Here is a 25,953-nt window from a genome sequence, read left to right as displayed (position 1 = left end):
TACTGCCAGTATCAATGCGCTGGGTTATGTCACCTCCAAAATCTATGACGCCAATGGCAATGTCACCAGAATCACGGAATATGCCAATGCGGGTAGTGTGGATGGGAATGGTAAGCTGGTCTTGCCTGTAACCAGTCAGGATGACCGTACCACCCTGTATGGCTATGACAAGGCCAATCGCCAGGTGGGACAACTGCGTCAGAATGTCGGCTTCAGCGATGGCACGAATGACATCAGCAATGGCCAGCGCAGCCGTGGTGATGTCACGACCACTATTGAATATGATGCGCTGGGTAATGTCGTTTCCAGCACCGACGCCCTGGGCAACAGCAGTTACCGCTATTACGACGCTTTGGGCCGTCTGACTGCCGTCACCGAACCTGGCAGTAGTGCAGAAGCGGGTCATACCCTGACACCGCTGACAGAATACCGTCGCGATGCCTATGGCAATGTCGTTACTAAAATAGAGTATGCCGGTGGTGCCACCTATGCCAACAAACAAAGCTATGGCCGCAGCGGCAGCAGCCTTGATGACCGTATCAGCCTGGCCCGTTACGACAGCCAGGGCAACGTCATCCAAAATGCGGATGCCGATGGCATCAATCACTTTGCGTCTTATGATGCACAAAACCACCTGCGCAAGCAATGGCAGGCTGTCAGTGGCAATGACGGTCTCCTCCATACGCTGTTTACTGTATATGAATACGACGCCCTGGGCCGCCGCACCGCCACCATCACCCCTGGCAGCAATGTTCAGATCAACGGCAGCCAGATCAGCACGATCAACCAGGCACAAACAGCCGTGGTGCGCAACGAAGTCAGCTACAACGCCTTTGATGAAGCCACCAGCCAGCGCAGCAATGGTGTCGAGGTCGCCCACTATGACTATGACAACGCAGGCCATCTCTGGCGTAGTAACAGCGGTGGTGTCACCAAAGTCATGCAATACGATGTACAAGGCCACCAGACTGTCACTTTAAGCAGTGCCGGTATCAGCACCGCCAGCCTCAACTTCGGCAATGGTGACCCATTGGCTAACATAGCCATTGCACAAGAGGCAGATCATGTGTCTGGCTTGCGTCGCAGCAGCACGCAGTATGATGCACTGGGCCGTGCCATCACTCTGAGCTTGCCTACCCGCGATGGCCAGACACCCGTCATCCACCAAAGCTTTGATCGCTGGGGTAACCTCACCAGCCGCAGTGACCTGAATGGCTTTGGTGGCGTGACCACTTATCAGTACAATGCCAGCAACCAGTTGATCCACCAAAGCAGCCCCGATGCGACGGGTGCGCAAAGTGCGAATAGTGCCGTAACGGACTTCTATTATGATCGTATGGGCCGCCAGATCGCTACCCGCGATGCCAATGGCAACGTCAACCGCGTGAGCTATGACGCCCATGGCCAGTTGATCACAGAAACCCATGCTGACGGCGGCATCGTCAGCTATGCCTATAATGCCTTCGGTAACAAAACGGCCTTTACCGACGCCAACGGCAACAGCATCCATTACCAGCTAGACCACCAGGGCCGCCTGATTGCATCTATCAGTGACCCGGTCGGTTTGTATGGCACCAGCTCCGGCAATGTGAGCGGCAGCACCCAAAGCCTGATCAGTCGCACCACCTACGACCAGGCTGGACGCATCATCGCCAGGACCAATGCCAATGGTGAAACCACACGCTTTGACTATGACCTGCGCGGTAACATGGTACTCAGCCAGAAACCACTCGGCCAGTTTGAACAATATGCCTATGACACCCAAGGTAATCAAATTGCCTATCGCGATGCCAATGGCAACATCAGCACCTGGCAGTTCAATGCACAGGGCCAGTTACAAAGCCACAAAGACATTGGTGGTGCCACCTATAGCTACCGCTATGACAGTGCCGGGCAATTGCTGCAACAAACCAATAGTCGTGGCCAGAACCTCAACTACCACTACAACGAAGCCGGTCAAGTCACCCAGATCCGCGACCTGGCCACTGACAAGACCACGCTGTACAGCTACAACCTGGCCGGACAACACACGCGGGAACAAACCATCCAGGCCGATATCAGCCTGCAAAACACCCGTCTCACCTATAACGCCCAGGGCCAGATATCTCTCATCGAAGCCCTGGATGATGGTTATCTCACTGCACTTGGCTATGACAAGGCCGGTAATCTCTCACATGAAAGCAATGTGCAACAGACACAGGCTGCAGGTACGACCACCCGTCAGGTCAGCATCAGTGGCAGCATGCATACCGTCAGCCATGAAACGGTGGCCAGCACTTCTTTCGTGCATAACAATAACTATGCCTATGACAGTATGCAAAGGCAGATATTGGTCGAAGGGGCGAATAACAACAGTGCTGCTGACATCAATAATGTAAACAGCACGCAAGGCCACTTGCTGACCTATGACAAGAACGGCAATGTAGCCAGTGACACCAGTTGGGGTAAAGAACTGGTGGCACAGATACCGCTGGGCACGAACGGCCAGCCGGATACCAGCCGCACTACCTATGTCGTGCGTGAAGGCTTGATCACGCGTTACTTCAGCTATGACGCCGCCAACCGTGTCAGCAGTATTGCGGTGGCCAGTTATGATCCGCAAGGTAACCGCCTGTCACAGAGCCTGGCAACGGTCGTCGATCAGCGCCTGTATGATGGTGCTGGTCGTTTGCTACAGCAAGGCATCAACAGCACCTTGGCGGCAGGCTATTTGCAGGCATTGCAAGATCCGCAACTGGCGGCCTTTGCAGAGACCGCCACTAAAAACACCCACTACTATGATGCCAATGGCTGGCTCAGAAAAGACGTGCGCTATAACGTCCAGGGACAAAGTACGCTGGTGAGTAACTACAGCACCTATGATGCGGCAGGCCACTTGCGTGGCTATAGCAGTGATGACAATGCGGGTAACCATGTCAATGTCGCTCTCGATCAAATCCTGGGGGAAGGTTATTTGCAAGGCCAGGTTCAGTCTACCTATACCAATGCGGACTGGTCTTCGCTTAATAGCTGGGAAACCCAGCAAAGCAGTTATGACGTGAATGGCAAGAAAATTCAGGTCACGACGGTTGACAGGGCAACGGACAACAGCACGCTCACGACGATCCAACACCAGGTCACCGATGCCCGTGGCCAGGTGGTGCTGAGTGAACAGGCAGGTATTGCCACCAGCAACCTGATCGTCAATCGCCAGGTATTTAATAGCTGGACAGGGGCGAACCACAATAACTTTGTGGCCAATAGTGGCAATGGCACAGGTAAAACAGATACCTGGGCCTCCCCTGCTCCGGCCATGACCACGATGGCGTTGATGGCGGCACGGGGTATGTTTAGTTTGATGACAGTGGCTGAAGAAAGTGATGGCAGCGATAACAGTGACGACAGCGAAACAATGGCGTTCACTGAGGTAAGCGAAGAAGATAGCCAGAACGTCAGCCCGGCACCACGCATGATGATGAGTGCTATGGCCAACAGCGTCAACAGCACGGCCAGCTATGAAGACCAGCTCGCTGCCTTGCAAGTACAATATGATTCAAGCGTTGGCAATCTGTCAGAAGCACTGAATTTGATCCAGTCCATGCATAATTCCCACCCTGCAGATGAAGCAGAACAGGCAGCAGTGATGGAAGCGAATATTGCCGATATACGGGCGCGGATCACTGCTATTTATGCACAGATCACCGCCTTGCAGGCAGCAGGCCCGGGTTCTGTCGACCCCACGCCAGCACCAGGCATTGGCATACCGCCGCCATTGCCTTCACCCGTGACCTCAACAGACATGCTGACGTTGCAAACGCAACGTGGCATGCGTATTGGCACGCTGACGTCTGCAACGATACAGTTACAGCAATTGCTTGCAGATAATCCGGCAAACGTGGCGCAACTGGTGCCCTTGTGGCAAACCTATATTGCGGCCTTGCAAGGACAGATTAGCAGTATGGATGCGCAAATCAGCGCGCTCAATGGTAATGGTGGTACGACCACACCGACAACACCGACGGACCCGGGGAATCCAACCACGCCGACGAACCCTACAACACCAACGGACCCAGGGAATCCAACCACACCAACATTACCGCAACCACCGACTTTGCCAGGGCCGGTGACGTCAAATGACTTGGGCACTTTGCAAACCGAACTCAACATGCGTGCCTATAATTTGACATTGGCCACCACGCAGTTGCAGCAGTTGACGGCATCCAACCCGACAGCGACTTCAACCCTGGCGGCATGGCAGGCCTATATCGATGGTTTGCAAGCGCAGATGGCCAGTATCTATGCGCAAATAACGGCCTTGCAGCCGGTGACACCAGTGACGCCACCGCCAGCAGGAACGCTGGCTGCCGCAACAGCAGCCAGTGCTTCGCTTAAAACGACGGTGACGACGACCAATGCGACCAACACGAACAACGCGAATGTCACTGGTACCGTGAATAGCAATCAGAACACGCTGGGGCTGGAGAATGTGACGACAGCGCAGGCCAGAACAACGGCTCTTGATACCACGACGACTGCGGTGAGCAGTAATATGACGGATGCGGGTGTCGCTTACGATGCGTTCCAGCAAGTTGATGAAGCTACTTTGGTGCAAATGCGTCGCACTGCTGGTAACTCATCGAAAGATGTGGATGGGACCAACATGTTCCATCAGGAATGGGTGGATGCGTATGATTCTAAATTGGCGGCAAAGGCGGCCGCTGAATCACCACCTGAACCATATGAACGGTTCGATATCGTTGGTGCGGTAGTTGATTTTGTGAAAGACGCTTTGGGGATTGGCAATAGCTCAGGAAGCAGTTCATCGGCAACTAATTCTGTGTCGAGAAATGAGTCAGGGCCGTTAATCAATAACTCTGAAATTGATAAAGTTGTTGTTACGAATATCGACGATTTGCTCAATACTATTAAAGATGTTCCATTGGCTGGAGGCTCAGCGGCGACCAATTTGGGGAATGTAAGTAATGACTTGAATCAAGTTCAAAATGTTTCCAGCACTGGCGGTAATACAGGAGGAAATATCGTCATTATTAATACAACCATTCAACGGGGCGAAAGTACGGCTTCAAAAGCAGATGTACTGGCCGCGAAGAATGAGGTAAAAACCACACCAGGTAATACAAATACGACAAACACCAATCTAGATAATGTAGCTCAGACGGTGACAGTTCCACTAGGTAATCCATCGGGTGACTTTTATGGATCTGTGGAAACTGCTAATACCCCTAATACAATGACGTACGCAGACGAAATGTTGAAAGTGCTGAATGTAGGATTTGGATTTGGCAAGGGATTAGGGAATGGTACAACCAAGGTCATAGCAAGCGGCACAACAACTTTAGCCGAGGGCGCAGCAATGCAAGCGCTGATAGATGCTGGCATAGATCCACTTGAAGCTTATAATATTGCGACGAACTCGACAAAAGATTGGCCGAAGGGGGAAATGCTCGCATATGACAATAGTGCGCAAAAAGTAGGTGGTGTTGGAGGTGAAATTGCTAGTCCATTTATATTTGCCAACGGCCTAAAAGTCGCAACCAAGATTTTTCAGATCGGTGCTGAAATATTGAATGCTGCGAAAACTGTTGACACGGCAGCACCTTTAGTGCTGGACTTGTTTGGCGGAATCAAATCGCAAGTACCTGATGCAGTTAATGTTGATATCATTGCACAAGAAGGTGTTCGAGCTTCTGCGACACAATTACCGTTTAAACCGAATGTAGCAGATAAAATTATTGCTAGTAATCCATATATACCAGGAGGGGGAGGGATTATGGATTGGTTGCCTGGTGCAGCAGAGACATTAAAACCGGGTGGTCAACTCATAATAAATTCCTCTGCGCGTAATCCATTCGGCCAACTTCCAAGCCCAGAAGTTTTGCAGAGCCTTGGATTGAAAGTTGTGCAATCGCCTGGCCCTCTCCTACCTGAGTTTCAAGGTAGCGTATTTCGATTTACCGACGGAACTCAAATACCTAATAATAAAGTACTTACAACTATTCTCGAAAAGGTGGAACCTTGATGAAAATAATCTTGGGAAATTTTGACAAATTGCACTTTACAGAAAGTATGTTAGGAGCACCTTCTATACAAGGGCATATTTTATATGTTCCAATTTCTAATCTTTTTTTCTTAAAAGGGCACGAATTTTCAGAAAATGTTGCCATTCCATTAGCTGGATTACTAGTGTTTCGTGGGGTTATTAGTTCACGAAGAAAATTAACTGAATATATAGGAGACCCCAAAAAGCCAGACGGGTTCAAAGAAGAGTATGAAGTAGTTGATGTTACGTTAAACGGTGACGCAAATCAAAAGCATCAGAAATTTTTGTTTGAAGGATTAATGGAAATACCTGTTGCTTGGGTAGATTGGGATGTCATCGCCGAATCTTTTGAGTTTCACCTTGACGCTGGCATAGCGCCTGTGCACTATTCCGCGTTCAGTTAAACCAAATCAATCCGCTTGATCTACATTTTTTGCAGAAAACGGCGGATGTTTGTCTATTTAGATAAGCAGGAAAAAGAAGGATTTAACTCATTCGCTCTCTCAATGCTAAATGTTCAAAGAACATAAAAGTGAGGAATTTTGTAAATCGAGAAAAACAGCATGTGCCCTGTTCAGCCCGCGTAGATGCGAATAGATTCTATGGTTCCCGTCAAGTTTTTATTGCGACGAAATCGGGATTAAAGTCGGTTTTGTTTTTGATCAAGGTAAAAGCGATCCGTAATATTTTACGGGCGATGATCATGATCGTGGCCGTTGAGCCCGCGTAGGTGCGAATAGCTCCGCGTATTCGCACGCATGGCAGTAGCGGTCATCTGCGCCCTTGAAGAATAATGTCGTGTCGCTCCTGACGAAACATGGTTGATAAATGTTGGGGGGCGTGTCAAACATAGTTTTGAAATGCTTATTGGAATTTTGACGCACAACATGCGTGCGGATACGCTGCGCTTCGCACCTAGGCGGACTAAGCTCAATCAGTATTTCGAGAACAATTTGTCTAACTTCATGACTACACTTGCAGATCACGCTGCTGCTGCAGATTTTGTCCCGATGGACACCCGCTTCTTAACTCCGGCAAATCAGAATTTTCTTACGAATGCAATAAAGAGCCTTCTGCAGAAATTCCAATCGAAAGTCATTTTAATCAAGTGAGTAAAAAATGGCTGGAACTATTTTTGTTTCAAAGGATGTGCGTGTTTCAGTTAGCACGAACCAATTCGATTATTTTACTGAACGAGTGCGTTCAGGATTTAGCGATTCAGAAAAAGTATTTATGGGACAAATATACTCCCCCATGGATGATGGTGGAATGATGTTTATCTCTGCTGAATCACAAGACATAGAGGGCTTTAATATTTTTCTAAAAGCTGTTCAGAAAGCTCGCAAAAAATCTGCTAGCGAGAAGAATTATTCCGTCTATCAAGTGCTTTGGGACGAGTTAGAAAGCAAAATTTTGTCTGATCCACGCGGCACACTTTAACCAATTCTCAAAGATAGTTGAGGCCATAGGATACGGTAAGTGCTGGCCCCACTTGACGCGATATTGCCTTGTCGAGGCAATTAGCCCGCGTAGGTGCGAATAGCTCCATGTATTCGTGCGCATGGCATAGTAGTCATCTGCGTACTTGAAAAATAATGCCGTGTCGCTCCTGACGAAACATTGCTAATAAATGTGAGCGCGTCAGACATTGTTTTGAAATGCTTATCGGCATTTTGACGTTCAACGTGCGTGCGAATACGCGGGGCTATTCGCACCTACGCGGGCTTACATCACACCGACAGCCGAATTCTCTGCAACAGACATAGACTGCGTGCAGACACCCGTCAATGCATACGGTCTGGCCAGTGCGGCTTCCGTGCATAACAATAATAGTTAATGCTTACAAAGAATAAGTTGAGGTCTAATTATGCTAGATGTTCACTATGCAACGTTAAAAAAATCTGTAGGTCAGAACCTAAAGAGAGTACTTACTGAAGAAGAAAAAGGTAGCGTCTCTTCGCTCTGGCTATTGTCGAAACAAAATCACGAAGATCTAGAAAAATTGAAAAACTCTTCAATTGTGGCATGGGCATATTTGTCCTATATCCTCACGCCAGATATTTCTGCTTATGCCAGCGGTTATGTATATGACGTTTTGAGCGGGAAAATGCGTTTAGATGAATTTATTAACACTCTTGGAGTTAACCAGACGTCATTACCAAAAGAAGAGTAGCTAATGTTTGGCGTGCCTCCTTCCTATCGTATTTGCAGCCAAATTACCATCATGATTAGATTCCATACGTGAGATCGCCAGGCGACTGGACTGTGACGTCGCCCTTGATAAAAAAATTTATTCCGATGTGCCGACTAAGGTGATCGTAAATGCTGCAAAAGATTAAATACCAGGGAAGTCATTATCATGGATGCAAAATACAATGTCTTAAAAAAAATTGTTAACCGACAATTAAAACGCGGCCTAACCGAAGATGACAAAGCCTGCGTTTCGTCTTTTTTATCGTTCACCAAACAAAACCATGATGAGATGTTAGTGCTTTTAAATGTGGCAAACATATATGCGATCGCATACGTAGAATATATTCTTACGCCAGATATTGCCGCAGAAGCTAGTGCATTTGTTTATGACGTTTTAAGAGGTGGAATGGATGTAAATGAGTTTATGAGAAGATTGGAAATAATAAACAATAATCTAGACGGAGGTGGTGCCCGGAATTTTGTGTAAACGGAATTTTGATTAGCCCGCGTAGGCGCGAATAGCTCAGCATATTCGTACCTACGCGGGCTGCAAAATTGTTCCAGATATTTTTCTTCCCACCGCAACCACCGACAACACTGCCCCCATCTACCTTAATGGCCTCACACGCAAGCATTTGTCCGACACGCCCTCAATATTATGGCAGCTATCGTGATTTCAATTTGAGCCTGGAATGACGAAATTTAAATTGGTTAAAGAATGAAGATATCAAATTTAGCGTGGACAGAAAATGTTGCTTTTCCTGGCCAAGGAGAGAACATAGATTGTCCTGATTGGGTAACTATTAAAGATAAGTTACAGAATTTGCTTAACAGCTCAGGAGTGGTTAAGTTAGAAGCTGAAGATGAGTGGGATCGAAGCAAATGTCTCGACGTTAATATCGAGAAAAACATGTACTTTTTAACTCTAGGTGAAGAAACGGAAGATAACTGGATTGTTAAAACATACAAAAATCCCGATGTTGAACCACCTGGCGAAATGGTAGAAATTTTAGGAAATCGTTGGAATAATCAATCCATTTGCTTTGATGCAAAGTTAGTCTTAATGATATTTGAAGAATTTTTTAACACAGGTAGCGTATCAAATAAATATTTAAGATGACTGTCGTACGATTTTGCTGCTCCAAGGGGCTTGCTCATAGCCCGCGATCGGGTCGAACTAACGGGATTGCGCCCGTTAGCGAAGCCAGGGTCACCCATTAGGTTATACCTGGCAGTTCAATGCGTCTGGTTAACCGAGCCTGTAAAAATAACTGTGTAAGTTAGGCTCCGACCAAAATCAGCCATATATTACTTTTAAACCAGGAGTGCCAAAAAAATGAATGAGAATGTCAAGCTACTGAGTAAACCGACAAATTTTGCTGTAGTACATCTTTTAGAAAGGAAATATCCAGGTGTTGTATTTCAGGGAGACAGTTTACATAGCCTGGTGAAAAAATTACAAAGAATACAATTATTATTAAATAGTAATTGTATTGAGGATCTAAATATTGAACTGGGTGAAATTTGTGAAGATATGGCAGCTGTGTTGACTGACTATGAAACGGTGTCGAGAACAAAAGATAGCGTTACCCTACCCTAAATAGAAGAAGATAGATCTTGCCCTGTTCAGCGTTCAGTTAAACCAAATCATTCCGCCTGATTCTGCATTTTTGTAGAAAATGGCGGATGTTTTGGTTCAGGTAAACACTAAATTGAACAATCACCATTGATGTCAACAGTTCCGCTGTTAAAAGGATTAACAATGGAAATGTGGCTAAATTCAAGTTTCCGAGGCAATGAGGGACGACATGCTCAAATTCGATACTGATATACAGCGACAAATTATTTCGGCTAACTTAGATGACTTCTCGGCTAACGCAATGTTACCAAATGTGCATGGTGGGCAATATGGGGTGACGCCACAAAAGTGGCGTGCGGACGTTATTTCTCTTACATACAGCATGCTGGCTGCGGGACTCATAGCACCGCTTCCTGGATTGGAAGCTTATCATGGCAAGAGTTTTGAAGAAATTAGGAGGGTTTTGCAGCATGGTGATTCTGAGAATGGATTTGATGTCGATTTGGTTTGGGACGTTATACATTTTGCTGGTACAAAAAAATTGCATGAGTTACTTGAAAAACTTCACCTTGATAGTTGGCAGGCAATGCGTGCTGAATTGTCACCAGTTCTTTGCAATATTTTGGCTGAAATGCATGTTGTGTATCCCCCGGTGTCAGAATAGTTGTCGCGCCATCTGATAAATAGAAATCATATCGGGGGTGGGTAAAAGAGATCAAGTGAAAAAGTATTCAGAGGAACGGAAAGAGGCGATACTTAAGAACTTGATTACCGGAGATAAAAGAATGAACTTAAGTGCAGATTTGCAAAAGAAGATTGGCATTGTCCTTGATAGAGAAATTCTTCCTGCGGAACATGGCGATGTTGAATCCTTTGCGAATTTCACGAGGTCGGATGTATCTGAAATTAGCCTTCTAGAAAAAGCGAGTGGCGTGCTGGCTATCTCATACATAAGGTTCAGACTGAAAGGTGATGTTGATCTCAATCGTGCGGTATCCTATTACGCGTCGGTTATTCAACAGGGAATATCTGTAACGGACTGGCTACGGAGCGATTAGCTCAACTGTGGCGGTCGGGTAGCCATACGCGGTGTGGCGTACCTCGCTGCCGTCGCATTTCCTCCCGAATTGCACAAGAGTTTTTTCAATTATTTCCTGAATGAAGCGAAGTAAACCTAACGATACCCCATACGCAAAAAATTGATTTGCTAGGAATCATAATGGAAACCAAAGTTTTGAAATTAGTACAATCATTTGTATGGGTTGCAATGTGCCTTGTACATCAATTTTCGTTCGCGGAAAATGACACTATATCGTTCAGCGGTGCTCGAAATAATTATGGTGAACAACAAGTGTCTTTCGTCTCGGGTATGAAATTATCGGACAGCCCGCTCAATCTTCGTGGCAGAGTCCTCATTTCAAGGCATTGCAGATCAAATTTGCAATGTACTTCACTCTTTGACGTGGAACCTGGCAGCCTCATTTCTTTAAATGGTAAGCAATATCGAATTGAAGAAACGATACCCGATGTGGAAATGCGCAAGCGCATAATTGAAAATTCGAAGAGAACAGTTCCGCTTGTAGGATTGGTTCTGAGTGACTTAGTTAAAATGTCCAGGCTACCTGATTCAGGCGTGGACCAAGACAAAGATGCAATTGTTTTAAAACCAAATACTGCTAACTTACAAATTTACGATGGAAGCAAAACTTCAATACGCTTAATAGTCAATAACGTGACAAATGATCCGACAAGGAAAAAGACTGCAAGCATAGAATGGCAAACTGGGAACGTACAGACGTGGTTTGAACTTAATGCGTTTCAACTTAATCCCAAAGTCCATATTTCATCAATTCAGCTTGGAATAGGTGATGTTGTAGACCTACCTATCGTTGGTAAGCTCAGGGTAATGTCTATTTTGGATCATCGGGAAGGCAGAACTGATGGTGGAGTCGTTATGGTATTGGATTAGTATAGGAGGGTGTAATTAATTTTGGGTTAATAAGGTTAAAATCTCTGGGAGAACCTCAGTATCATTCCGCATCGAACTTTGTAGAAACGCCATGGCATCCATAATTCGCTCCCCTACTCTCTCTGCGCAAACACGAAAACTCGCAACGCGCGCATCAAAAGAGAAAAATGCTCAAATCGACACTGTCCCGCCAGTGGAACCCGCTAATGTTGGCGTTAACGTGCCCGGACAGGTTGAGGCGGTGGCTGCTTCGCCTGAGGTTGGCAGAAGCATGAACGAACTCATTGAGCAAGCACGCAGTTCTGTCATGGCGCAAATAAAAGATGAGGCTGAGGCAGCACGTGAATTGGGGCGTCAACAAGGCTTGCGCGAAGGTCATCAGGCGGGAATGCAGGAAGCGAAAGCTGAATTCAGGGCGCAATTTGCGCAAGTTAAATCCCTGTCAGAAAATTTGCAAAATGCAGTAGAAACCAGTATCAAGGGCGTTGAAGATCTGGCTATTGCCATCGTATTTGAGTCTGTTTGCCAGATTCTGGGCAGTAGCGCCATGTCTCTGGATGGCGTGCAAGGAATAGTGCGCGAAGTGGCACGCAGGGTCAGTGTAAAAGAAAAACTTACTATCAGGATTAACCCCCTGGATTTTGACACGCTGCAACAGGGCGGTGCCCTGGATAGGATACTTCCATCACAAACAAGCGATGCAGTGACCTGGATGCCTGATAGCAACATTGCCTTGGGTGGGGTCATTCTTGAAACGGCCGTTGGTGATTTTGATGCCCGCCTTGACACGCAGGTAGAAAATTTGCGCTCTACCCTGCTAAATGCCCGACGTTCTCTTGGGTCACAGTGGTAGTTTTGAGCCCTGTGACCACTTCATAAGATTTTAACTGAATCACAACATAGTGGCTGAAAACGCTGGCATATTGATGAATGCGCCCTTTGTGCCTGCTCATTTGTGCAAAAATGACCAAATTCCAGTTGCCTGCCCCTATACCGGCCTGGACTGGGTATTTGCAGAAGAAACATGATGCATATCAAGACCATTTCTTGCGCTATCTGCCAGCATGGCGCATCTGCCATGCAAGCCTGACCGTTACCCACCGGGGAAACCGCGGCAGCGGGCCTGCATTTGCTTATGCGCAAACTATATAAGCCTGATTTGTGGGAACTGCTAAATTGCCTTAAAATACAAGGCTTTGCAGCCCTGTGCCTATTTTTGCGCTTTGGCTGTGCCTAAATATTGAATTTTAGATTGGACTGTTATGACCCACGTTGTGACCGAATCCTGCATCCGCTGCCGCTATACCGATTGTGTGGATGTTTGCCCGGTGGACTGCTTCCGTGCTGGCCCGAATTTCCTGGTCATTGACCCGGACGAATGCATCGATTGCGCCGTTTGCGTCGCAGAATGCCCTGCCAACGCCATTTTTGCAGAAGAAGACGTGCCCGCAGACCAGCAGCAATTCATCAAGATCAATGCTGATCTGACACGTAACTGGCCTTCGATTACCAAGACAGTCACGCCTTTGCCAGATGCCGATGACTGGAAAGATGTCAAAGATAAATTGCAGTATCTGCAAAAGTAAAGCAGAGCAGTAATACAGAGCAGCAGCTAACCAGCTCAAACAAACCGCAATATCAGGAATCATCCCGTCGTATGGAAAACAAACAAATTACCGCGGCTAGCGCCGCCATTGAAGCAGATGCCGTCATCATAGGTGCGGGCCCGGTTGGCCTGTTCCAGGTGTTCGAATTAGGTTTACTTGAAATCAAGGCCCATGTCATTGATTCACTGCCGGTGGTCGGCGGTCAGTGTGTTGAGCTGTATCCTGACAAACCGATTTATGACATCCCTGCCGTACCGGTCTGCACTGGCCAGGAACTGACAGACAATCTGTTGAAGCAGATAGAACCGTTTGAGCCAAGCTTCCATCTGGGTCAGGAAGTGACTCTGGTTGAACGCCGTGAAGATGGCCGCTTTGACCTGGAAACTTCGGCTGGCACCCGTTTCATCACCAAAACCATTTTCATTGCTGCCGGCGTTGGTTCTTTCCAGCCTCGCACCTTGAAAGTTGAAGGTATAGAAGCGTTTGAAAACAAACAGGTTTTCTACCGTGTCAAAGACCCTAGCCAGTTCCATGGCAAAAATCTGGTGATCTGCGGTGGTGGTGACTCTGCCCTTGATTGGGCACTGAATCTGGTCGGCAAGGCTGAATCTGTCGTCGTGCTGCACCGCCGTGAAGATTTCCGCGCTGCGCCTGCCTCTGTCGCCAAGATGAAAGAACTGTGCGACAACTATGAAATGCAATTGACCATAGGCCAGGTTACAGGTATTGAAACCAAAGACGATCTGCTGTCTGAAATCAAGGTCACTGGTGCAGATGGCGTCACGCGCCGCATGCCACTGGACAACCTGCTGGTTTTCTTTGGCCTGTCACCAAAACTCGGCCCTATTGCCGAATGGGGTCTGGACATAGAGCGCAAGCAATTGAAGGTCGTGAATACTGAAAAATTCGAGACCAATGTGCCTGGCATTTTTGCGGTAGGTGATATCAATACCTATCCTGGCAAGAAAAAACTCATCCTGTCCGGCTTCCATGAAGCTGCACTGGCGGCTTTTGGTGCTGCACCGTATATTTTCCCTGAAAAGAAAATCCACATGCAATACACCACGACGTCACCAAAGCTGCACAAGATCCTGGGTGTGGAAACACCGGTTTTCGATTAAATCGACGGCCAGCCAAACAAAAAGCGCAAAGAAATTCTTTGCGCTTTTTTGTTTTTAAGGATGGCGACCTGTCCGCAGCCGCACACCACCACATGCCATCAGTTTATCGGTACATAGGATTCTGATTCCCTGAACTTGTGGGCAATCTGATTGAATTCATCCGTGATCTGCAGGAAGGCTTCCAGGATGTCCGGATCAAAATGACTGCCATTCCCCTTGCGCATGATGCTGATGGCCTCCTCGTGGCTGAATGCGGGCTTATAGACGCGTTTGGAGATCAGGGCATCATAGACATCAGCCACCGCCATTAAACGCGCAGACAGCGGTATGGCATCGCCTGCCAGGTTTTCTGGATAGCCTGAGCCATCCCATTTTTCCTGATGCGAATAGGTAATCTCACGGGCAAACCGCAAGAATTCATTACTTTCGCCCAGATAGGTTTCTACCGATATGATGGTTTCGCGGCCATAGGCGGTATGCAACTTCATTACTTCAAATTCTTCAGACGTGAGTTTGTCCGGTTTCAGCAAGATATTGTCTGGTATGCCGACCTTGCCGATATCATGCAAGGGCGCAGATTTATATAACAAATCTATATTTTCATCTGTCAAATCAGCATGAAAACGTGGGTGGCTCTGTAATTTGCGCGCCAGGGCGGCGACATAGTTCTGGGTGCGCCGGATATGGTTGCCTGTTTCATTATCGCGGGTTTCAGCCAGTGAAGCCATGGCCATGATTATGGCGTCCTGCATCTTGCCCAGCTTGCGGGTACGGTCCTGCACCAGGCTTTCCAGATGTTTGTTCTGATCTTGCAACAAATGGCGGGCACGCACCAGATTCAGCTGGGTTGCCACGCGCGCCAGGACGATGGGTGGGCTGATGGGCTTGCTGATGTAATCCACTGCCCCCAGTCGCAGGCCCATTTCTTCATCCTGCACCTGGCTCTTGGCGGTCAGGAAGATGATGGGGATATCGGCTGTGGCCGGGTCCGCCTTCAGGCGGCGGCAGGTTTCATAGCCATCCATTTCCGGCATCATGACGTCCAGCAGTATCAGGTCCGGCCCGGGCAGGCTGGATGCTATCTGCAAGGCTTTCAGGCCATTGGTGGCAATCTTTATTTTGTACTGGTCTTTCAGCAAACCCGACAGCAGGGAAATATTGTCTGGTGTATCGTCGACAATCAACACTACCTGCTTCGCATTATGGTCGAACATTTCATTCATGTTTTACCCCGATTGCTAGAACTGCTTCCAACGAAGCAGGTGACTCCGGATTGATTGATCAAATCAAAGTATTTCATACCCTAGATTTTTTGCGCTGTTACTCAATAAGCTCAGGGCCAGGTCATAATCAAACTGCCTGACCGCCCGCATAATCTGCTTGTGCACATCAACACCAAATGCATTGGCAATCATCTCTCCTGACTCTAACAGCAAGTCCACCGCCTCGCCATCGTAATCTCGCAACAAATTGCAACATTTAACCAATAGTTGCTGCATGACGTCATGGTCAACCGGTACCAGCTCAGTTGCTTTCACTTCCGTCTTGTTGAGTGATTTTTCTTGCGTCAAAACCTGGTCAATCGCTGCGATAGTGGCATGCAGCCTGGCCTCGCAGTCATCCAGCACCGGGCCCAGCACCGCCATGTCTACCTTCTCGTGCAACATCAACTCCAGCTCGGCAGCCAGTGACTGTATCTGTTTGGCACCGATCAGGCCGGCAACACCTTTCAGGGTATGCGCCAGGCGCTCTGCCAGCAAATTGTCGCGGCTGGCATAGGCTGTCCGCATCTGCTCCACCACCACACGCTGGTCATCACAAAACCGCGACAGCAATTCCAGGTAAAAAGCCCGGTTACCGAGCGTGCGGCTCAAACCTTCTTCAGTGTCTACACCGTCGATGTGCAGGGTATTGCTGGCATCCTGCGCAGGCACTTGCACGGTATCAAAATTATTCCCGAACACATGGTCCTGGCACCAGTGCGATATGGCGTGATACAGCTCTTTGGGGTTGATGGGTTTGGCCAGATGCGCGTTCATGCCGGATGCAAAACAAAGCTCGCGCTCTTCCACCATGGCGTGCGCCGTCATGGCGACGATGGGCAACACATCAAATCGTTTGTCGGCACGTATCAGTTTGGTCGCTTCATGCCCATCCATTTCAGGCATCTGCACATCCATGAACACCACGCCATAATAATCAGGCCCGGCTTCGCGCAGGGTATTCACGGCTATCTTGCCGTTGTTGGCGACATCGACGGCAATACCTGCGGCTTCCATCAATTCCATGGCGATTTGCTGATTGATTTCATTGTCTTCTACCAGTAGCACGCGCAAATCGCTGTACTTGGGTATCAGCACGCCATGCGCACTGGGGACGGCGTAACTGGTGCTGGAAAACAGTTCAACCATGCAATCGACCAGGGTCGATGCATTGACGGGCTTGGTCAGGAAACCATCTGGTATCGCAATGTCGTCACGATAACTGACTTCTTCCCTGCCATGCGCGCTGACCAAGACCATCAGGGGTGTCGGTTGCAGCGAACCGTCGCGCTTCAAATAGGTAATCAATTCTAGCCCATCCATTTCCGGCATGCGCAGGTCGGTAAATATGATGCCGTAGGGGTGTGTCAGATTACAGTCCCGCACCGCCTGCAAGGCAGCAGCACCACTGGTGACGACGTCAATATCCACCGGCAGTTCTGACAATATCTCTTGCAAGATTTCTGCCGCGGCCAGATTGTCATCCACGATCAGAATACGCATACCGTTGATCGCTGCGGGTATGACCTGGCGCTGGACGATAGGCTGGGCAATACCAAACCAGCCGGTGAAATGTACGCAGGTGCCGACACCGGCTTCGCTGGTGAGCGCAATTTCGCCCCCCATCAGTTCGACCATGCCTTTGGAAATAGACAGCCCCAGACCGGTGCCGCCAAATTTGCGGGTGGTCGATTCATCTGCCTGGCTGAACGGGCGGAACAATTTATCCGACTGCTCTTCAGTCATGCCGATGCCGGTATCACGCACTTCGAATTTGAGTTTCACCCGGCCGTTCAGCATTTCCAGCAAGCGGCAGGTGACGAAGATTTCTCCCTGTTCGGTGAACTTGATGGCGTTATTGATGAGATTGATCAATACCTGGCCCAGGCGCAAAGGATCACCATTCAAATACCGTGGGATATCCGGCGGTGCACGGAATAAAAATTCCAGGCCTTTTTCATCGGCCTTGTCGGTGGTCACGGCAGAGATATTATTGAGCACCTCATCCAGGTCAAAATCAACCTGTTCCATGCTTAATTTGCCGGCCTCGATCTTGGAAAAATCCAGGATGTCATTGATAATGCCCAGCAAGGAAATCCCGGCCTTGTGGATTTTATCGACGTAGTCTTTTTGCTTGGCATTCAAGTCTGTGCGCAAAGCCAGATGCGCCATGCCGATAATTGCATTCATGGGCGTACGGATTTCGTGGCTCATATTGGCCAGGAACATGGACTTGGCTTCCGTCGTTTCTTCTGCGTGGCGACGTGCCATTTCTGCTTCTTTCAGCTCATTCTGCATTTGCAGTGTTTGCAAACGCATCTGCTCTGCCATGCTTTCCTTGAGCTGGGATTCCAGCAACTTGCGCTGCGTGATATCGGATACAAACGACAGGGTGGCAGGCCGCCCTTCCCAATCGATCAGGACAGCAGAAAGCTCGGCCCAGATAATTGTTTTGGTGGTGTGATTCTGTATGCGGAAATGGTAATACTGTTCCACACTTTCGCCGCGCAAACGCCGGGTATGGTGGTCAATTACCAACGGCCTGTCGTCCGGATAAATCGCCGTGATGAAAGACAGTTGCGCCAGTTCTTCGGCACCATAACCCGTCAGGCTTTGTACGCGGGGGTTGGCAAATACGATGCGGCCATCCTGCACGACCAGGATACCCTCGGTCACATTATTGATCAGTTGACGATAATGCTGTTCGGATTTGCTGAGGTCTTCTTCCAACTTGCGACGGGCAGAGATATCCATCACCACCCAGACGGTACCGTGCGCAAGATTGTCCTTGTCCACCGCACGGCCAGAAAAATGCACCCAGAACACGTCGCCATCACTGCGCCGCATTTTCAATTCAGTCTCGTAGGCTTCACCCCGCAATACCGATTGATTGACGGCAGCGCCTGACTCCAGATAGGATTCGCGCGACTCGTAGAAAGGTTCCAGCGATGCGCCCAGCACTTTGTCCCGCTCGACACCGAAGATTTGGCACAGCGGCGTATTCACCCATTGAACGCGGCCCTGATTGTTGAGGAAGACCATGCCAACGATAGAATTTTCCAGCACGGTTTCGCGCTCGGCCAGCATGCGCTTGAGTTCATCTTCAAGCTGTCGTCTTTCGACCATGGACCTTTCAGCCATACGCCTGGCCAGCTCAGCTTCTTTCAGTTCATTACGGATGTGCAGGGTCTGTACATGTACACGGGTAGCCAGGCCCTGGGCCTTGGCGAACAAATCAAGATAGCGTTTTTGTTCGTTGTAGGCTTCTTTCCAGTCTTCCATCTCGTTGAAGATTTCTGACAGTTCCTTGATGGCGCGCAACGGCATGTAGATATAGCCATTGCCGCCGACTTCATTGACGGCATGCCGCAAATCACGAATGGCTTCCGGGTAACGTTTGTGCCGCCTGTGCAAATGCCCGCTGACCCACCAGCTGTACGGCTTCAGATGCTTGTCTTCAAAACTGCTGAGCAAAGCCATGGCTGTTTCGCTGAGCTTGTCCGCTTCATCCAGTTGACCGCGCATAGCCAGCGTATAGGCGGCTACCGACAGGCAAAAGGTGCGGCTGGCGGTGTCAGAATTATTGCCGGTCTGGATATCGCCTATGTAGCAGGCTATTGTCTGGTAAGCCTCTTCATACTTGTCCAGCGATACCTTGCACAAGGCCAGCATGGTGGACACGAAGGGAGCCAGCCAGCGTTCACTGGAATGGATGGCGATATCCCTGGCTTCCTGCAGCAAGACCTCGGCATCTTCCGCATTACCGCTGACATAGAAAATTTCACCCAGATTGGCCGTCACCTGCGCCACCCGGTTGGGGATCTGCAAGCTGCGCGCATCATTCAGGGCAGTGTAAAAATGACGGATAGCTTCTTCGGTATAGCCCAATTCCTGCGACAGGATGCCTAGCATGTTGTACACCACAATCGAAATGCGGCTGGCACGCATGCGCAAGGCTGGCACGATGCGCGCATGGCACAGGGCATAGGCATCCTGTACATTGCCACGCCTGCGCCAGACGGCAATCGTGCCGAATAATGCGAATGCCATGCCTTCATGCTCATCGACCGATTCAAACAGGGTGGCGGCACGTTCAAAGACAGGTGCTGCCTGTTCCAGGCGATCATCAAAATAATCGGCAAAGGCATCGATCAGATCAGCCGCAATCAATGATGCGGGGCTGCTTCTCATGCTTTCCTGGCGGCGCATCTCGGCCGCCATTTTACGACCATCCGCAGGAACATCACGCATCAGGTCCAGCGCATCAAGGCAACGTTCGCGCCAGTGGATTTCTGTTAGAGAACTATCTTTACTCATTCTGCTCAGCTCTTCAGAAAAAAATGATGCCATCTAAAATTGGAGGAGACCGGACGTCTTGCCCGGCTCGATAGTGTCAGTTACCTGCCCAAACTGCCAATGCGGCCATGCAGCACATGCCGCAAAAGTATTAAGCGCAGTAAATACAGGGCGATATGACATTGTATTTGTATATCTGCAAGACAAACTCATTATCTGCATCTTTTTCCCTATATGTGTCGCTTCATTGGCATCTGCGCATCGGCATCAGCTTGGGAATTAATCCTGTTGATGACGCAGCCTGGCTTGCGAGCCGGTGTTGTCATCAATGCGTCATCGATGCGTCATTGGTGTTGTCACCGACGCTGTCAATGGACGCCACACGATGCCGACGGCGCAAATCCCTTCCAGCATCCACACCCTATTTCCCTACTGTTTTGAAAAAATAACTTGGATTTCAACTTTTCCACAAGGAATTATTGTACATAGATCAATAATTTAACACTAATTCACAACATCAAGATAGGCAACTCCTTTGGCGGGCCACAAATTTTTAAAACTGGTTTATGATGCATTGCAACAGTTTGACTTAAGTGTTTTTTCTCAGCCACCGTATTTCAGCGACAGCGAACCCTGTGGCAAGAAATAATCGATGGCACCCTATTCGAAAGATTCACTATGCTTTATCAATTTCATGAGCTCAATCGAGCATTTCTGAACCCACTGACGCAGTGGGCAGAAGCATCATCAAAACTGTTTACCAACCCGGTGTCGCCACTGGCACACACGCCCTATGCGCAGAGAATTGCAGCTGGTTATGAATTGCTGTTCCGCCTGGGCAAAGATTACGAAAAACCGGAATTCGGCATTACCTCCACCACCATAGATGGTCAGGAAGTCGAAATTGCGCAAAGCACAGCTGTCATCAAACCTTTCTGCAAATTACTGCACTTCAAGAAAGCCTTGAGCGACAAGGAAATCACCAAGCTCAAACAGCCCAAGGTATTGCTGGTAGCGCCACTGTCAGGCCATCACTCGACACTTTTGCGCGACACCGTACGCGGACTGCTGCCCCACCATGATGTGTATATCACCGACTGGACAGACGCACGCATGGTGCCCCTGTCTGCCGGGCCTTTCCATCTGCATGACTATATCTATTACGTCCAGGATTTCATCCGTTTTCTGGGTGTGGGCACGCATGTCATTTCCGTCTGCCAGCCAACCGTCCCGGTACTGGCCGCCATTTCATTGATGGCTACGGCGAAAGACCCGATGCTGCCTAAGACCATGACGATGATGGGTGGCCCGATTGATCCACGCAAATCGCCGACCCAGGTCAATAATCTGGCGACAGAGAAAAAATTCTCCTGGTTTGAAAATACCGTGATTTATAGCGTGCCGGCCAATTACCCAGGCTATGGTCGCAAGGTCTATCCTGGCTTCCTGCAGCATACCGGCTTCGTCGCCATGAACCCGGATCGCCATGCACAAAGCCACTGGGATTACTATCAGCACCTGATTCAGGGGGATGATGAATCGGCAGAGCAGCATCGCAAATTTTACAATGAATACAATGCCGTTCTGGACATGCCCGCAGAATACTATCTGGAAACCATCAAAACGGTGTTCCAGGAATTCCGCCTGCCAACCGGCACATGGGAAGTGGAAGGCAAGCTGGTCAGGCCGCAGGACATCAAGACTGTTGCCCTGTTCACGGTAGAGGGTGAGCTGGATGATATTTCTGGCGCTGGCCAAACCCAGGCTGCGCATGATTTATGCAGCAGCATACCCGCCAACATGAAACAGGATTATGTGGCGCCAGGTGCTGGTCACTATGGTATTTTCTCGGGCCGCCGCTGGCGCGATATCATTTGCCCGAAAATTGGCGAATTCATCCAGGATCATTCCTGATCGCAGCGCGCATCAATCCATAGCAAGCAAAGCCACTGTCTGTAAAGCCAGTGGCTTTTTTGTTTGTCGACATTAGTTTGTCGACATGCGGGTTTCGGCGGATAATCACGGCTCTCCCCGTTTTTTTGTGATCCCGTGCCACTCCTCTCCCTTGCCGATCAGTTAGAAAATGCATTGCCGCAAACCCAGTGCACAAAATGCGGGTATCCGGCCTGCCGCCCGTATGCAGAAGCCATTGCCGATGGCACGGCCAATTACAATCAATGCCCACCGGGCGGGCAAGAAGGCATACAGCGCCTGGCACATATTCTGGGGAAACCGCTGCTACCGCTGGACAGCAGCCATGGCCGCGAGCGCGAACGCCCGGTCGCTGTGATAGAAGAAGCCTACTGCATAGGCTGTACGCTGTGCATACAGGCCTGCCCGGTGGATGCCATCATCGGTGCACCCAAGCAGATGCATACCATTATCCCGGCGCTGTGCACAGGTTGTGACCTGTGCGTGGCCCCCTGCCCGGTCGATTGCATCAGCATGCTGCCGGTGACACCAGGAAAAACCGGCTGGGACGCCTGGAATGAAGACCTGGCCAGCCAGGCACGCCAGCAATTCCATCTCCGGCAACAGCGCCTGTTGAGGGAAAAACAGGAAAATGACGAACGGCTGACAGCCAAAGCCGCCGCCAAACTGCTTGCGCTGGAAGCAGAATCGGCTCTGAGCGCAGAAGAAATCGCCAGCAAGGAACGCAAAAAGGCCATCATCGCTGCCGCCATCGAAAGAGCGCGCCTAAAAAAATTGCAAACCGACTCCGAGGACAATAAAGAATGAATGCGGTTAAACGTCACGCCATTTTCACCCGCCTGCAGCAGCAAAATCCGCATCCGACCACCGAACTGGAATACACCACACCGTTTGAATTGCTGATCGCCGTCCTGCTGTCAGCGCAGGCAACCGATGTCTCGGTCAACAAGGCTACGCGGCTGCTGTACCCGGTCGCCAACACGCCCGCCAAGATTCATGCACTGGGTGTAGATGGCCTGATCCCTTATATACAGACGATAGGCCTGTTCCGCACCAAGGCCAAGAACGTGATCGAGACTTGCCGCCTGCTGATAGCCGAGCATCATGGAGAAGTTCCGCGCCAGCGCGAAGCACTGGAAGCGCTGCCAGGTGTAGGCAGAAAAACTGCTAACGTGGTGATGAATACGGCTTTTGGCGAACCTACCATTGCGGTCGATACGCATATTTTCCGCGTGTCCAATCGCACCGGCATTGCGCCTGGCAAGAATGTGGATATCGTCGAAGAAAAATTACTGAAGTTTGTTCCGGCAGAATTCAAACAAGATGCCCATCACTGGCTGATTTTGCATGGACGCTATACCTGCATCGCCAGAAAACCCAAGTGCTGGAATTGCATGATCGCCGATCTGTGTGACTTCAAGCAAAAAACACCTGTGCCCGACACCGTTTGAAGCACCCGTGCAGCAAGTACAGGGTGAAGAATCCCCCTGCGGAACTCTTCACCAGATAGCATGCTTAACCCGATAAGACGATCAGACTATCTTGCAAGCCTCATCAAAAGCCAGACGCGGTGAACGCGGGAACAATTGTTGTGCATCGCCATAGCCCAGGTTGCAAATGAAGTTGGCCTTGACGCTGGTGCCGGCAAAAAAGCTGGCATTCAGTTTGTCGGCATCAAAACCTGACATGGGGCCGCAATCCAGGCCTGCTGCGCGTGCTGCCAGCATCAGGTAAGCCCCCTGCAACGATGAATTGCGGAAAGCCGCATCATCGATCATAGGCTGGTTACCCACGAACCATGAACGCGCATCTGCATGGGGAAACAGTTGTGGCAATTTTTCATAAAATTCCATGTCCATGCCGATGATGGCAGTCACGGGCGCTGCTCTGGTTTTTTCCAGATTGCCTGGGGCTACACAAGCCAGCAGTTTTTCTTTTTCTGCCGCCGATTTTACAAAAATGACACGCGCAGGAGAACAGTTGGCAGAAGTGGCACCCCACTTCATCAAATCATAAATGTCTTGCAACTGTGCGTCAGTGACAGCTTTGTTCAGCCAGGCATTGTGGGTACGGGCATTGGTGAACAATTGGTCCAGTGATTCTTTGCTAAGCATGGGATTTCCTTTCAAATAATGTGTGGATCATAACCGAAGTAACCAAAAGCTTCAGGGCAGCAAAATAAAATACCTTTTACAATAGCGACACTTACTATTTTGGACCTGTTCATGTTCACCCCCAGCCAGCACGATGTCCGCCGTTTTTTTTGTGAAACCTTTCGTAAAAGCCGTGAAAGCCTGGTGCTGACACCACTGGAAATCATTGCTGCCGACTGGATCAGCCAGCATTCGGAATATACCGAAGCCCTGAGCGATGTCGAAGCGGCCCTGGAAACCAATTACAGCGTTGACCAGGGACAAACCAATCCCTTCCTGCATCTGTCCATGCATTTGTCGATTGCCGAGCAAATCTCGGTGGACCAGCCACCTGGCATCAGGCAGGCATTTCAGATACTGGCCAGAAGAAACAATTCTGAACACGAGGCCCATCATGAAATCATGGAATGCCTGGGTGAAATGATATGGAACTCACAAAGAACCGGCCTGCCACCGGATGGACAGGCATATATCGATGCGCTGAAAAAGCGCTGCAGCTAAGCACCCATCCCACATCCCGCAGGTAAACAGGCTCGGGTAAAAGCGGGAGCAAATAAAAAAAGCGAAGCATCAGCTTCGCTTTTTTCATGTCTGTACAGCAAAATTACTTCAACTGATCATTCAGCAATTGCAGGATTTTCTCTGCAACAGCAGAAGTATCGACCTTGCCGTCATTGCCATGTACCGATACATGACTGACTTCGCCATTCGGTGCATTCTTCACAAGAATACGGTATTTCTGTGCATTCTTGGCTGCATCGCTGGAAGAACCGAACGAGAACAATTTGGAGAAGAAGCCTTCGCTGGCACCCTTGGTTTTGGCATCGATGTCCTGATCAATGTAACGGACAAAATACAGGCCTTGTGAACGATCCCTGTCTTCCACTGTAAAGCCGATGCGATCCAGTGCCAGACCAACCCTGCGCCATGAGCGATCAAAGGCTTCATCCACTTCCACGTAAGTGGAGCCATCTGCCTTCAGCAATTTAGCATGGGCAACGGCTGGTGTGCCTGGTGCTGTTGCCGTTACCGCGACTTTGGCTTTTTCACCATCCGAACCCAGACGCACCATCAGGCGCGACAGGAATTCAGCTTCCAGGCCCGGATCAGCCGGACGTGGCGTCCACACTGTACTTTCTTTTTGTGAGCCAACCAGCACCTCTTGCGCGCCGCGATGGCTGATGTAGATTTCTACTTCACCATTCGCACCACGTTCGATACGGGTACGGAATTTATCACGCTCACCGGTCGAATACAGGGAATCCAATACCTTGCCCAGCGTATTACGGATAATATCCTGAGGGATTTTTGCGCGGTTTTCAGCCCAGTCGGTTTCCATTACACCGGTTTCCTGGTTTTCCACATTGATGAGGAAACCCAGCTCTTGCCAAAAATCCTTCAACTGTGGCCACAGGGCTTCAGGTGTATCCTTGACCACCAGCCAGCGCGTTGTACCGTTGCGCTCTATGCGCATGTTTTGTACTTGTTTGACAGCAACGGCACCACTACCTGTACCGACAGCGGCCTTGTTGCCTCTTTCCAGGTTGTAGCCGGATGCTGTTGCACTACTCTTATTGGCTTCAGGGATAGAAAAACGGTTATCACGACGAATCTGAGTCAAATCTGGCGGCACCTCCAGGGATGCAGCCGTTGCCTTACTGGCACTTCTGTAATCAATGCGATTCGGTTCAAGGATGTTGCTGATTGAACTACAGCCAGTCAAACCTACCAGCGCAACCGCGCCGATGATCCCGTTTTTAGCAACAAAGCTTTTTGCCATGTGAAAGTCCCTACGAATTAT

At 49.3% G+C, this 25,953-nt stretch carries 21 protein-coding genes and 1 pseudogene; 18 read left to right on the top strand and 4 right to left on the bottom strand.

Translation table 11 applies throughout. From position 1 onward, the window contains the following. The 14 genes and pseudogenes from ACO0K9_RS18960 to ACO0K9_RS18895 form a co-directional block, all read left to right on the top strand. Nucleotides 1-6,019, top strand: a pseudogene (locus ACO0K9_RS18960) (hypothetical protein); the annotation flags it as partial. Next, nucleotides 6,019-6,444 (top strand): hypothetical protein, encoded by a 426-nt coding sequence (locus tag ACO0K9_RS18955; RefSeq protein ID WP_422987644.1) that lies wholly within the window; start codon nt 6,019-6,021, stop codon nt 6,442-6,444. The pseudogene ACO0K9_RS18960 and the gene ACO0K9_RS18955, both read left to right, overlap by 1 nt. A 456-nt stretch (nt 6,445-6,900) precedes the next feature. After that, nucleotides 6,901-7,152, top strand: coding sequence for a hypothetical protein (locus ACO0K9_RS18950; protein ID WP_422987643.1), 252 nt, complete (start codon nt 6,901-6,903; stop codon nt 7,150-7,152). Between the two features lie 7 nt (nt 7,153-7,159). Continuing rightward, nucleotides 7,160-7,480: a hypothetical protein gene (locus ACO0K9_RS18945; RefSeq protein ID WP_422987642.1), complete on the top strand. Its 321-nt coding sequence runs from the start codon at nt 7,160-7,162 to the stop codon at nt 7,478-7,480. 427 nt (nt 7,481-7,907) lie between these two features. After that, complete coding sequence (locus tag ACO0K9_RS18940) at nt 7,908-8,213, top strand: hypothetical protein (protein WP_422987641.1); 306 nt, start codon at nt 7,908-7,910, stop codon at nt 8,211-8,213. Nucleotides 8,214-8,399: 186 nt separating this feature from the next. Next, entirely contained in the window at nt 8,400-8,720 is a 321-nt protein-coding gene (locus ACO0K9_RS18935; RefSeq protein WP_422987640.1) for a hypothetical protein, read from the top strand. Nucleotides 8,721-8,951: 231 nt separating this feature from the next. Then, entirely contained in the window at nt 8,952-9,353 is a 402-nt protein-coding gene (locus ACO0K9_RS18930; RefSeq protein ID WP_422987639.1) for a DUF6911 family protein, read from the top strand. Nucleotides 9,354-9,569: 216 nt separating this feature from the next. Next, on the top strand, nt 9,570-9,833 hold the full coding sequence (locus ACO0K9_RS18925) for a DUF6959 family protein (protein WP_422987638.1): 264 nt from the start codon (nt 9,570-9,572) through the stop codon (nt 9,831-9,833). Between the two features lie 208 nt (nt 9,834-10,041). Next, entirely contained in the window at nt 10,042-10,476 is a 435-nt protein-coding gene (locus ACO0K9_RS18920) for a hypothetical protein (protein WP_422987637.1), read from the top strand. A 55-nt stretch (nt 10,477-10,531) separates the two neighbouring features. Beyond that, entirely contained in the window at nt 10,532-10,870 is a 339-nt protein-coding gene (locus ACO0K9_RS18915; RefSeq protein ID WP_422987636.1) for a hypothetical protein, read from the top strand. A 161-nt stretch (nt 10,871-11,031) separates the two neighbouring features. Beyond that, entirely contained in the window at nt 11,032-11,781 is a 750-nt protein-coding gene (locus ACO0K9_RS18910; protein ID WP_422987635.1) for a hypothetical protein, read from the top strand. Nucleotides 11,782-12,052: 271 nt separating this feature from the next. After that, nucleotides 12,053-12,634 (top strand): FliH/SctL family protein, encoded by a 582-nt coding sequence (locus tag ACO0K9_RS18905; protein ID WP_422987634.1) that lies wholly within the window; start codon nt 12,053-12,055, stop codon nt 12,632-12,634. Nucleotides 12,635-13,043: 409 nt separating this feature from the next. Next, a complete protein-coding gene (gene fdxA / locus ACO0K9_RS18900; protein WP_422987633.1) occupies nt 13,044-13,367 on the top strand; it encodes a ferredoxin FdxA in 324 nt (107 codons plus the stop codon). A 71-nt stretch (nt 13,368-13,438) separates the two neighbouring features. Further along, nucleotides 13,439-14,509 carry an NAD(P)/FAD-dependent oxidoreductase gene (locus tag ACO0K9_RS18895; RefSeq protein WP_422987632.1) on the top strand — a complete coding sequence of 357 codons (1,071 nt, stop codon included), beginning with the start codon at nt 13,439-13,441 and terminating at the stop codon, nt 14,507-14,509. Between the two features lie 98 nt (nt 14,510-14,607). On the opposite strand, the gene ACO0K9_RS18890 is transcribed toward ACO0K9_RS18895, so the two are convergent. Together ACO0K9_RS18890 and ACO0K9_RS18885 are read right to left on the bottom strand one after the other, a co-directional pair. Then, complete coding sequence (locus tag ACO0K9_RS18890) at nt 14,608-15,732, bottom strand: response regulator (RefSeq protein WP_422987631.1); 1,125 nt, start codon at nt 15,730-15,732, stop codon at nt 14,608-14,610. Between the two features lie 63 nt (nt 15,733-15,795). Continuing rightward, nucleotides 15,796-20,088: a response regulator gene (locus tag ACO0K9_RS18885; RefSeq protein WP_422987630.1), complete on the bottom strand. Its 4,293-nt coding sequence runs from the start codon at nt 20,086-20,088 to the stop codon at nt 15,796-15,798. Between the two features lie 657 nt (nt 20,089-20,745). On the opposite strand from ACO0K9_RS18885, the gene ACO0K9_RS18880 reads away from it, so the two are divergent. The 3 genes from ACO0K9_RS18880 (at nt 20,746) to nth (ending at nt 23,450) form a co-directional block, all read left to right on the top strand. Next, the gene (locus tag ACO0K9_RS18880) at nt 20,746-21,981 is read left to right on the top strand and encodes a polyhydroxyalkanoate depolymerase (protein WP_422987629.1); all 1,236 of its coding nucleotides are present in this window, start codon (nt 20,746-20,748) and stop codon (nt 21,979-21,981) included. Between the two features lie 135 nt (nt 21,982-22,116). Then, a complete protein-coding gene (rsxB, locus tag ACO0K9_RS18875; RefSeq protein WP_422987628.1) occupies nt 22,117-22,806 on the top strand; it encodes an electron transport complex subunit RsxB in 690 nt (229 codons plus the stop codon). Beyond that, complete coding sequence (nth, locus tag ACO0K9_RS18870) at nt 22,803-23,450, top strand: endonuclease III (protein WP_422987627.1); 648 nt, start codon at nt 22,803-22,805, stop codon at nt 23,448-23,450. The genes rsxB and nth overlap by 4 nt, the downstream gene beginning before the upstream one ends. Before the next feature lie 81 nt (nt 23,451-23,531). Here nth and ACO0K9_RS18865 read toward each other — a convergent pair whose 3' ends face one another. Continuing rightward, complete coding sequence (locus ACO0K9_RS18865) at nt 23,532-24,113, bottom strand: malonic semialdehyde reductase (RefSeq protein WP_422987626.1); 582 nt, start codon at nt 24,111-24,113, stop codon at nt 23,532-23,534. A gap of 111 nt (nt 24,114-24,224) precedes the next feature. On the opposite strand from ACO0K9_RS18865, the gene ACO0K9_RS18860 reads away from it, so the two are divergent. Continuing rightward, nucleotides 24,225-24,653 carry a DUF1841 family protein gene (locus ACO0K9_RS18860; RefSeq protein WP_422987625.1) on the top strand — a complete coding sequence of 143 codons (429 nt, stop codon included), beginning with the start codon at nt 24,225-24,227 and terminating at the stop codon, nt 24,651-24,653. Between the two features lie 103 nt (nt 24,654-24,756). On the opposite strand, the gene bamC is transcribed toward ACO0K9_RS18860, so the two are convergent. After that, complete coding sequence (bamC, locus tag ACO0K9_RS18855) at nt 24,757-25,932, bottom strand: outer membrane protein assembly factor BamC (protein WP_422987624.1); 1,176 nt, start codon at nt 25,930-25,932, stop codon at nt 24,757-24,759. Nucleotides 25,933-25,953 lie beyond the last annotated feature (21 nt).

It is taken from the genome of Undibacterium sp. Ji50W, from assembly GCF_049340445.1.
Lineage (GTDB): Bacteria > Pseudomonadota > Gammaproteobacteria > Burkholderiales > Burkholderiaceae_D > Undibacterium.
This window is presented reverse-complemented; position numbering and strand designations above follow the sequence as displayed.